Genomic DNA, 9,791 nt, shown 5'->3' on the forward strand with positions numbered 1-9,791 from the left:
AAGCAGCGCGGCGCCCATCCGGTCCCGGTTTGTCAGGTTCTGGAACAGAATCCATTCCCCTACGCGGCCCTTGCCATCATAGTGGCCTGTCCGAAACCGGGAATCGTATCCGGACCTTTTGAGCGCGTAATCGAGGTTTCCATACACGAAGAACTTGACTCCTTCTTCGATGGCTATTTCATAGCATCGGATGGCCCAATAAATCTCAGTCTTCTCCCCGGTGTTGAATCCATCGAGATTGATATACGCTGCGCTGCAATTACGAAAACCATCACGCAGGACCGCTTCATCGGCAAACGTGCCCTTCACGATCGAGACGTTCCCCAGAGTGGAGAGCTCGATGGCCCGTCGCGATTCAGGATCTCGGCTCAAGGCGCGCACGGCATATTTGCCGTCGGCGACGAGCGCCCGGATGACGGGCAATCCCTGTGCGCCCGTTCCACCGATGACGAATATGGTCGAGGGGACCCGTGAAGACATGTTTGTTTACGCTGGTATGAGTTGGATAGATTTGCCGACCGCTACGCGCCGATGGCACGGATGTCAGCTTCATCTGGCATCGGGCACCGGTACGCCGACCACTCGCCCGTGAACTTCTGTCGAGATGCCGAATTGCGGTCTGCGCGATATTTCATCGAAGCATTCATACGACACTGCGGCTCTAACCGGCCGCCTTCGCCGGACCGCGCGCCGCGACTGCGCGTGGTTGCCGGCCACGTTGCAGCAGAAACACACCACCGAGGATTGCGCCCATCGCGAATAGTTCGACTGCGCCGATCGGTTCCTGCGCAAGCCACGAACCCATCAGCAACGCAACGACCGGTGGAATGTACGTCACGCTGGACGCGGCCACTGCTCCGAGCCGTCCGACGATGAAGTAATAAAGGATGTAAGCGATCCCGGTGCCCGTCAGACCGAGTCCCAGCACGAGGCCGAGCAGCGCTCGCGCATCGCTCGTCACACGCACGATGCCGTGGAAATCCGTGACGCAGCCGATCAGGACCAGTGCGAAGCCGATCTGCCACGTCGACAGCGCGAGCGGTGAGAGGTCCAGGCCGGAAAGAAAGCGGCGCGCGTACACGAACGAGCAGCCCACGCTGAGCGAGCCGGCGATCATATAGCCGACTCCGAGCAGGTTGACGCCAGCCGCGTGCGCATTCCACGGACGCGCGATCAGCAGTACGCCGACGAATCCGCAGACGATGCCCGCGATCATTCGCGCGTTCGGGCGCTCCTCGCGCAGCAGTGCCCATGCGCACAGGAAGGAAAAAAGCGGGATGGCGCCGCTTAGCATCCCGGCAATGCTCGAGAACAGCAGCCCGGCCCCTTTCGCGAACGCATAGTAGTAAATCACGGTCGCAAGCAGCGACATCACCACGAAGTGGTGAGCGTGCCGAAGATGGCGCCATTTGAGCGCCTTAGTGAATAGCGCGACCGTGAGCAGCGGGATGAAGCCGAAAAGCACGCGCAGGAAGACGATCTGACTGGCAGCCAGATCGACGCTCGCCCACTTCATGAACAGGAAATTGGTGCCCCAGATGAACCCGAGGGCGGCGAAAGCGAAATAGGCGGGATTCATGTCAGCGCACCAGGAAAGCGGATGAAGTCCCGATTGTGTTCCGCACCACCTTGCTCTACAAATGATTTAATGTCGACTATGAAATAGAAAAACTGAGCTATGCGATCGACTCCTCCGCTGAAAGCCCTTCCTGCCTTCGAAGCTGCCATGCGGCACGGCAGTTTTACTCTTGCATCCCGGGAACTGAACGTGACGCCTGGTGCGATAGGGCAGCAGATTCAGAAGCTTGAGGAATGGCTCGGCGTTGCCCTGTTCGTGCGCCAGATACGGCAGGTAACGCCCACAGAGGATGGTCGCGCCTACTTCGCGCAGATTCAACCCGCCCTGGCAGAGCTTATTCATGCGAGCCATCGCATTCGTGAGCGTCGCGGTAGCGGCGTGCGGTTGTCGATGCCGCCGAGCTTCGCTGCCAAGTGGTTCGCCCCACGCATGGCCGACTTCCTGCAGGCAAACCCCGGGATTGCGCTGAGCCTGAGCACATCGACAACGATGGTCGACTTCGAACTGGATGGCGTCGATCTCGCGGTTAGGCATTTCGACGGGATGGATGCACGACTATCCGTTCAACTGCTGTGCCATGACGAGGCACGCGCGTATTGCCATCCGGCATACGCGAAGCAGCGCCGATTGAAGCGCCCCGACGATTTGCGCACGGCGACACTGCTCCATAACACGCTACACCCGCACTGGGCCACGTGGCTTGCTCGATTCAGCGGTCTCGACGGTTCGCAGATCGAAACCATTACCGGTATCCGGTTCGACCAGTCGTTGATAGCGATCGACGCCGCAGTGCGCGCGCAAGGCGTTGTGCTTACCAGCCCCCTGCTGGTAGAAGCGGAACTGGCTCGTGGAGAACTGATTGAGCCATTCGATAATGCGCTTGCGTTGGACGCCGGATACTACCTCGTCCATCCCGCCAGTGCCGCAACCAAACAGGCGGTTCAATTGCTCAAGGCGTGGTTTACCGACAGCATCGCCAGGGGATGTGCGCAGCGTGGAGGCTACTTCTAGCCGTCGAATTATTGTCTCAATGACTGCTGTCGGCTCTAATGCCGACGCCGGATAATGCGATTCCGACCGGCAGCAATGGGTCGGGTTGCGACCGCCCGACGCGGCGCACACTTAATCTCCCTTCGCTTGAAAGGAGATTGTCATGGAATCCGAGAATGTCGTGGTTGTCCACCGCGTGCCGTGGAACAAGGGCAAGCTCACCGGGCAGAAGCCACCGTTAAAGCTTCGGGAAATCTGGGCGATCCGGACGAGACTTCAGATGGCGTCGAACGTTCGTGAGCTCGCGATGTTCAATCTCGCGATTGATAGCAAGCTGCGGGCGTGCGACCTCACGCGGTTACGGGTCCAGGATGTCCGTCACGGAAGCCAAGTGGCGTCGAGAGCGACAGTCATGCAGCAGAAGACCCAGCGGCCGGTGCAATTTGAGATCACGGAACAGACTCGTGAGAGCCTCGAAGCGTGGATCGAAACCCGGGGACTGAAGGCGGCGGATTTTCTGTTCCCGAGCCGGATTCATACGTCACCGCACCTGTCGACGCGGCAATATGCCCGGCTGGTACACCGCTGGGTCGCATCGATTGGCCTCGACGATACCGCGTACGGTACCCACACGATGCGCCGCACGAAAGCTTCGCTGATCTACCGGCGGACGAAAAACCTTCGGGCGGTGCAGTTGCTGCTCGGACACACAAAGCTGGAAAGCACGGTTCGCTACCTGGGAATCGAGGTCGACGATGCCCTCGAGATGGCGGAGCAGACCGAGGTTTGATCGCGGCTTGGCCGGCGAGCGGTCGCTTGCCGGCCAGCTTCTGTCGTTCGGCGCTGCCACCTGGGCGGCACTCCAGCGTCGGCTTGTTGTCTAAGAACCGACTGTGAGCATTCCGCGTGGCGGCGATCGTTTGCGGCAAAACCTGCTGGCGGATCAAGTTGGATACGCGCGCGACGCCTGATTTATCTACTCCGGTTCCAGCACAATGGGGCGCGATGCAGGCATGTCCGTCGTGACAGTCGCGCCGTATCGGCGGGGCGGCGCAGCCGAGCGGTAGCAGAAACAGATTTAATGATGGTCAGCCCCACCCTGCATGCGGGTCAGTCACGCTGTAGGGTGTGGTTTTTCGCCTGTGCTTTGTGACGCGAGTGAGCTCCCCGGCGGATTAAGAGCAGCTCGATACAGGGTAAAATCACCACGGAATGATCTCGCCGTGGCGATCGGTATAGCGAAGCCCCGGCTTGCCAGCGTTGCGCTCGACCATGCTGACGACGTGCGGGATGCTGTCGGAGATCTCGAGCAGCGCATCAGAGCCGCCCATCTCAGTACGAACCCAGCCCGGCGCAACAAGCAGCAATGCGCGCGTGTCGTCCTTGTTGCGAGCGGCGAATGCGGCCATCAGCATGTTAAGCGCTGACTTGCTGGAGCTATACAGCTCCCAAAAACCAACGCAGTTGCTGATACTGCCGATCTCCGAAGACATTACCGCGATTACACCGTCGGGTGACACAGAACTGTGAAACAGTTCGATGATGCGCATGGGACTGAGTGCGTTCGTCAACATCATGTCCAGGAAGTCTTTTTCATTCACCTGAAGCGGCGTGAGTTCGTTTGCCTTGCATATACCCGCATTTACGAAAAGCACGTCGAGTTTGTGCGCTGCGAGCCGTGAATGCAGAGCCTTAACCGAACCGAGATCAACCACGTCTACCGCTTCTATTGAAAGCGTTTCTGGATAGCGCTCCTGAAGCTGCTGCAGGCCGGACGACAGACCGCGCGAAGTCGCAATCACATTCCATCCTCGCTCGCAGTACTCTTGAGCCAGTGCCAACCCTAGGCCTCGCGATGCACCCACTACCAAAACTGTCTTAGCCGTCATTTCAGCTCTCCTTTCTTCATGGTGGCGACCTCATTTCGAAAGTCGCCACATACGACTATTAAGCACGGCCCAACTGTCGCCGAGCCAACTTGAGGGCGATTTAAACCCCCTGTAGCTGAGGAATCCACTACGGAAGTGTCATGTTTGAGATGACGTGAAGTCATGTATCCTTTTTCTTTCCCCTTTCTCTCATGCACTCCTGCCTTCTCTTTCCTGCGATACGTTCAGTTCGATACAGCGGGCGTCAAGCAAGACTCACCTTGACGCCGGTGGGAGGGGGAGTTGGTATATAAAGTACTGGTTATCTAGCCCGCCGCCGCAGCGAGCGCCTCAATTTTTGCGATCGCGCGCGCTACGGCCGGACGTCTTAGTACCGTGTCGTACCAGCGTTGCACATGCTGCGTCTCGTCGAGCGTCAGGTCCGGGAAGGCGCGTCGCCATATCCAGCCGAAGTGGGCGATATCCGCGATGGAATATTCATCGCCCGCGACGAATGGCTGCCCGGCAAGAATCGCGTCGAGAAGTTTCAGTTGACGGTTTGCTTCGCTCGAGAAGCGTTCGATGGCGTGCGGCATCGGCTCCGGCGCTAATTTGAGGAGGTACCCCGCTTGCCCGAAGGCCGGACTCAGTCCTGACGCATGAACGAACAGTTGTTCAAACGTGCGCGCCCGGCGCACCGGGTCTTGTGAGAGCAACTTGCCGTGCGTCTCGGCGAGATAAACAAGGATGGCTGCTGACTCCGTCAGTGTGAAACTACGATCCCCGGTGGTCAGCACGGGCACTTTGCCATTGGCATTCAATGCGAGAAATGCATCGCTCTTCTGCTCGCCCTTTCGAACGTTGACGGCATGCAGCGTGTAGTCGATTCCGAGCTCTTCGAGTGCGATCGGCACCTTGACGGAATTGGGCGTAGCGAATGCATGAACGTGGTACATGGCGGGTGATCCTTTGGGAGGTAACGGCTTGACGTGAGACGAACTTTGCGCGGGATTTGACCTTCGGTGAAGTCCGGCCGAAGTGATAAGCGCTATTCCTGCAAGGAATGACTCACGACGCCCGCCGATGCACGCTTCTCGCTATTCCGCGCAGGAATGGCAGCTATCACCCGGTGCGGTCTTCTGCAGATCCGCGCTTGCCCTGAAGATCCGGAGGTCTTCTCATCTTTCAGGTAACGCGCAATGAACATGCTCTTCACCCAGACTCAGGTCGGTCCTTATCCTGTCAGTCACCGTGTCGTCATGGCCCCGCTCACACGGATGCGCACCGATGCGCACAACGTCCCCGGCGATCTGATGGTCGATTACTACGCGCAGCGCGCTTCGTCGGGCGGCTTGCTGATTTCGGATGCGACGTCCGTCTCTCCGCTCGGCTTCGCCTATGTGGGCGCACCGGGCATCTACACTGATGCACACGCGCGCGGCTGGAGACGCGTCACGAACGCCGTCCACGCGGAAGGCGGACGAATCTTCCTGCAACTGTGGCACGCGGGACGACAGGCGCATCCCGCCAACATCGGCGGAGAAGTGCCGGTCGCGCCTTCTGCCATCCGCGCCTATGAACACTCGGCAATCCACGACGAAAGCGGCCAGGTTGTCGAAGTCGAACAGGTCGTCCCGCGTGCACTCGCACTTGATGAGATTCCCAGCGTAATCGAGGAATTCCGATACGCTGCGACACTGGCGAAACAGGCTGGTTTCGATGGTATCGAACTGCACGCCGCCAATGGTTATTTGCCCGACCAGTTTCTGCAGGACGGTTCGAATCACCGTACCGACGCGTACGGCGGCTCGCTGGAGAACCGCGCACGCTTTCTGTTCGAGGTGCTCGATGCCATCAGTTCGGTGTGGGACGCAGGCCAGATCGCGGTTCGTCTGTCGCCGGGAAGCTCCTACGGCACGATGTCCGATAGCGATCCGCGTGCCACGTTCGGCTATGTCGCCAGTCGTCTGAATGGCTATGGGCTCGGGTATCTGCATGTAGTCGAGCCGCGTGTGCGCGGTAACGATGACGTCGCCGCAGCGGCCTCGGCGGTCTCCGCGAAAGATTTGAGGCAAGTGTTCAAAGGCACACTCATCGCGGCGGGCGGTTTTACTGCGGATAGCGCGCATCGCATCATCGAGGCAGGCGACGCCGATCTCGTCGCCTTCGGGCGCCTGTTTATCTCCAATCCGGATCTGCCTGAGCGACTGCGTGTCGGCGCGCCGCTGAACCGTTACGACCGCTCGACGTTCTATGGCGGTGATGCGCGCGGCTACACCGATTATTCCTTCCACAGCGCGGCGCCGGTTATCTGAAACAGAAGCGAGCGTTGCTGACGGCTCCGACGCAGGATCGCCTGTGCGGGGTCGTTTTGCTTTTGCGGATTCTGATTGCGATGTCGATGCAAAGGCCGCTAACACCACTGACTTCATCGGCCATGTTCTGGCGCGATAGACTTCTGGCTGAACACACATCTCGGCTACAACACGGACTTTACGGTCCTTCAAGGAGAAGCGACTTCATGGACCGGATGGCAGCAATGGAAACGTACATCAGCGTTGTGGAGGCGGGCTCGTTTTCGGCAGCCGCGAAGCGGCTCAAACTCGGGCAACCGGCCGTATCGAAGTCGATTGCGCAACTTGAGGAGCGGCTCGGCGTACGACTGCTGTTGCGCTCGACACGCGGCCTGACCCCCACCGATGCGGGGCAGCGCTTCTACGAGCACGCGAGGCGCGCAATCGAAGAAGTAGAGCTTGCCGAGCATGTCGCGCGCGACGCGTCGACCGGGCTATCCGGCGTGCTGCGCATCAGTGCCGCCGTGACCTTCGCGCGCCTGCATATCCTGCCTGCGCTCAAGACGTTTCTTGACCGACACCCGAACCTGCAGATCGATATCGTGCTGGACGATCGAACCATCGACCTGCTCGAAATGGGTGTGGACGTTGCACTGCGCATGGGTTCTCTCGATGATTCGACGATGACGGCACGCCGCATTGCACAAAGCCGCCGACTGGTTGTTGGAACGCCTGCGTATCTCGCCGAAGCGGGCGCGCCGAAAACGCCTGCGGACCTCAGTCAGCATCAGGTGATCGTGTATTCGTTGCGAGGCGGTGGCGAGTCGTGGGCATTCAGCCAGCAAGGCAAGGAAGTGGCCGTTGTCGTGTCTGGACGCGTCAGCGTGAGCGCCGCCGAAGGCATCCGCACGACGGTGCTCGGCGGCATAGGTCTCGCGATCGCATCGGAATGGATGTTCTCGCCCGAACTTGCCGATGGCACGGTTCAAGCGGTACTCACGGACTGGGAATTGCCCTCGATCGACCTGTGGGCGGTGTTTCCCGCCGGACGACTGATGAGTGCGAAGGCGCGAGCGTTCGTCGCCTTTGTTGAAGAGATCCTTGGTGCCGCTGGCAGCGGCACCGACGGCATGGCCTCAGAAAGCGAGCTTTCCGATTGATGCGCCGCCGTCGACATAAAGCGTCTGGCCGGTCATGAAAGCAGCCGCGTCGGATAGCAGAAACGCAATCGTCGCGGCAATTTCATGCGGCTGGCCGAAGCGCCCCATCGGCACTGCGGACAGATAACGCCTCTCGCCGTCGCTGCCCGGCGGATTGTTCGCGCGAAACAGTGCGGTCTCGGTCGGACCCGGCGCGACCGCGTTCACCGTAATACCCGTGCCCGCGAGTTCCAGCGCCCACGAACGCGCAAAGCTCACCAACGCTGCTTTCGCTGCGGCATAGGCCGTGCGCTGCGTCATGCCCAGAATCGTCAGGCTGGAAATGTTCACGACCCGTCCCCAGCCGCGTGTGCGCATACCGGGAAGCAGGGCCTGCACGGTCTGCACCGCAGGATGAAGATTCAGCGCGAGAACGTCGTCCAGATCGTTTAACGCGACTTCACCCAGAGGCTGCGGTCTGACCAGCGCGACGTTGTTCACCACACCATCGAACGCATGGCGGCGAACGAGGTCATCGAGTACCGCGCCGGTTGCGGCACGATCGGCCAGATCGACGCGGACCAGTTCGCCCGGAAAGTCGCTTGCGTCACGCGCGAGGCCCACCACGTGGTGGCCATCGGCGATCAGCCGTTCTGTTAGTGCAAGGCCAATGCCTTTGGTCGCGCCGGTTACGAGAAATGTACGCTGTGTCATCAAATGTCCTTTACGAACTGGAAGGGCTAGAAAAGCCGCGCCGGGTTCTCCGGCGCAGGTGGCAATCGGCTGGCGTTGAGCGGCAGGGCTCAGGCGTTGGCCGTTGCTTTTTCCAGAACCGGAAACATGTCCGACGGGTCCGGACGACGCGTGTAATCCGGGTTGACCTCCGAATACAGCACGATGCCGTCCTGTCCGATGACGTAACGTGCGGGCATCGGCAAAGTCCAGCTGGGGTCGTTGTTGAATGCCGGCAGATCGTTCTTCAGGTTCTTGTACAACTCGACCAGATAGTCGGGCAACGCGAATCGCAATCCGAAGTCGGCGCCCGTCTGGCCAACCACGTCGCTCAGCACCGGAAAACCGAGTTCATTGGTACGCACCGATTTACGGCTGTTGACCGGCGTTTGCGGAGAGATTGCCACGACGTTCGCGCCATAAGCCTGAATCTTCGGCAGCACTTCGTTGATCGCCTGCAATTCGATATTGCAGTACGGGCACCAGACGCCGCGATAGAACGTCACCACCAGCGGCCCCTTCACCAGCAAAGCAGCAGAAGATACGTCGTTGCCGTCCTGATCTTTCAGGTTGAAATGCGGTGCGCGGTCGCCTGCCTTGATCGCGCGGCCCGCCTGTCCGCTTGCTATCAGTTCTGCCGTAGCACGCTCCATTACCGGATGAATCTCCGGCGGTGCGTTGAACGGTGGTTTGCCCGCCTTGAAATCGGCCCGGAATGCATCGAGTTTGTCTTGCAGTGACATGAGCGTTCTCCTTGAGGGGAATAGCGAATTGAGGAATCGGGTGGCCGCAAATTCAGGCTGCGTTCTGCGCGGCTGCAATGCGGGCCACTTCGGCCGCAGTGATCCCTTCGAGCGCCAGGCCGTAGCCGATGCCCTCGTCGATCACGCGGCGCAGACGCTGCGTCAGTCCGATGCGCGTGTATTTGGTGGTGAGCGGCGGCTGCTTTGCGATCGTTGCGGCAATTGCGTGCGCACGTTCCAGCAACTGATCCGCAGGCACGATCTCGTTGACTACGCCCAGCGATTTTGCGTCCTCGGCCCCGAGCTTTTGCTGCGTGAGCACGAAATACCGGCCGCGAATGCTGCCGATCATTTCCGGCCACAGCAGATGGACGCCATCGTTGGGAGCGATGCCGAACACGGCATGTGGCATGTCCTGAAACACCGTCTCGGGTGTCGCCACCACA

The 9,791-nt window shown here is 59.9% G+C and carries 11 protein-coding genes; 4 read left to right on the forward strand and 7 right to left on the reverse strand.

Annotation, left to right across the window (positions count from 1 at the left end; all coding sequences use genetic code 11):
- Both AC3IFE_RS18870 and AC3IFE_RS18875 read right to left on the reverse strand, forming a co-directional pair.
- Positions 1-480: NmrA family NAD(P)-binding protein (locus AC3IFE_RS18870; protein WP_489191550.1), on the reverse strand; the 480-nt coding region annotated here is incomplete at its 3' end.
- A gap of 181 nt (positions 481-661) precedes the next feature.
- A complete protein-coding gene (locus AC3IFE_RS18875) occupies positions 662-1,579 on the reverse strand; it encodes a DMT family transporter (protein ID WP_021162302.1) in 918 nt (305 codons plus the stop codon).
- Between the two features lie 99 nt (positions 1,580-1,678).
- Between AC3IFE_RS18875 and AC3IFE_RS18880 the strand changes: the two genes are divergently transcribed.
- Positions 1,679-2,590, forward strand: coding sequence for a LysR substrate-binding domain-containing protein (locus AC3IFE_RS18880; RefSeq protein WP_042976918.1), 912 nt, complete (start codon positions 1,679-1,681; stop codon positions 2,588-2,590).
- Positions 2,591-2,732: 142 nt separating this feature from the next.
- Entirely contained in the window at positions 2,733-3,359 is a 627-nt protein-coding gene (locus AC3IFE_RS18885) for a tyrosine-type recombinase/integrase (RefSeq protein ID WP_059475058.1), read from the forward strand.
- A 412-nt stretch (positions 3,360-3,771) separates the two neighbouring features.
- On the opposite strand, the gene AC3IFE_RS18890 is transcribed toward AC3IFE_RS18885, so the two are convergent.
- Entirely contained in the window at positions 3,772-4,458 is a 687-nt protein-coding gene (locus AC3IFE_RS18890; RefSeq protein WP_489191551.1) for an SDR family NAD(P)-dependent oxidoreductase, read from the reverse strand.
- Between the two features lie 305 nt (positions 4,459-4,763).
- Positions 4,764-5,393, reverse strand: a complete 630-nt coding sequence (locus tag AC3IFE_RS18895; RefSeq protein ID WP_489191552.1) for a glutathione S-transferase family protein — start codon at positions 5,391-5,393, stop codon at positions 4,764-4,766.
- Positions 5,394-5,636: 243 nt separating this feature from the next.
- Between AC3IFE_RS18895 and AC3IFE_RS18900 the strand changes: the two genes are divergently transcribed.
- Positions 5,637-6,752, forward strand: coding sequence for an alkene reductase (locus AC3IFE_RS18900; protein ID WP_489191553.1), 1,116 nt, complete (start codon positions 5,637-5,639; stop codon positions 6,750-6,752).
- A 206-nt stretch (positions 6,753-6,958) separates the two neighbouring features.
- Positions 6,959-7,891 (forward strand): LysR family transcriptional regulator, encoded by a 933-nt coding sequence (locus AC3IFE_RS18905; RefSeq protein WP_489191554.1) that lies wholly within the window; start codon positions 6,959-6,961, stop codon positions 7,889-7,891.
- Here AC3IFE_RS18905 and AC3IFE_RS18910 read toward each other — a convergent pair.
- The 3 genes from AC3IFE_RS18910 to AC3IFE_RS18920 form a co-directional block, all read right to left on the reverse strand.
- Complete coding sequence (locus AC3IFE_RS18910) at positions 7,868-8,584, reverse strand: SDR family oxidoreductase (RefSeq protein WP_126877707.1); 717 nt, start codon at positions 8,582-8,584, stop codon at positions 7,868-7,870. The genes AC3IFE_RS18905 and AC3IFE_RS18910 overlap by 24 nt on opposite strands.
- An 89-nt stretch (positions 8,585-8,673) precedes the next feature.
- A complete protein-coding gene (locus AC3IFE_RS18915; RefSeq protein WP_102648491.1) occupies positions 8,674-9,345 on the reverse strand; it encodes a peroxiredoxin-like family protein in 672 nt (223 codons plus the stop codon).
- 52 nt (positions 9,346-9,397) lie between these two features.
- On the reverse strand, positions 9,398-9,791 hold a 394-nt coding region (locus tag AC3IFE_RS18920; RefSeq protein WP_489191555.1), incomplete at its 5' end, for an enoyl-CoA hydratase/isomerase family protein.

The sequence above is a fragment of the Burkholderia sp. APQ4-4ca genome, from assembly GCF_057837105.1.

What these genes read in the sequence shown, in the direction of transcription:
- AC3IFE_RS18915 (WP_102648491.1), bottom strand. Translation starts at nt 9,345, where the DNA reads ATGTCACTGCAAGACAAACTCGATGCATTCCGGGCCGATTTCAAGGCG.
- AC3IFE_RS18885 (WP_059475058.1), top strand. Translation starts at nt 2,733, where the DNA reads ATGGAATCCGAGAATGTCGTGGTTGTCCACCGCGTGCCGTGGAACAAG.
- AC3IFE_RS18900 (WP_489191553.1), top strand. Translation starts at nt 5,637, where the DNA reads ATGAACATGCTCTTCACCCAGACTCAGGTCGGTCCTTATCCTGTCAGT.
- AC3IFE_RS18890 (WP_489191551.1), bottom strand. Translation starts at nt 4,458, where the DNA reads ATGACGGCTAAGACAGTTTTGGTAGTGGGTGCATCGCGAGGCCTAGGG.
- AC3IFE_RS18880 (WP_042976918.1), top strand. Translation starts at nt 1,679, where the DNA reads ATGCGATCGACTCCTCCGCTGAAAGCCCTTCCTGCCTTCGAAGCTGCC.
- AC3IFE_RS18875 (WP_021162302.1), bottom strand. Translation starts at nt 1,579, where the DNA reads ATGAATCCCGCCTATTTCGCTTTCGCCGCCCTCGGGTTCATCTGGGGC.
- AC3IFE_RS18910 (WP_126877707.1), bottom strand. Translation starts at nt 8,584, where the DNA reads ATGACACAGCGTACATTTCTCGTAACCGGCGCGACCAAAGGCATTGGC.
- AC3IFE_RS18905 (WP_489191554.1), top strand. Translation starts at nt 6,959, where the DNA reads ATGGACCGGATGGCAGCAATGGAAACGTACATCAGCGTTGTGGAGGCG.
- AC3IFE_RS18895 (WP_489191552.1), bottom strand. Translation starts at nt 5,393, where the DNA reads ATGTACCACGTTCATGCATTCGCTACGCCCAATTCCGTCAAGGTGCCG.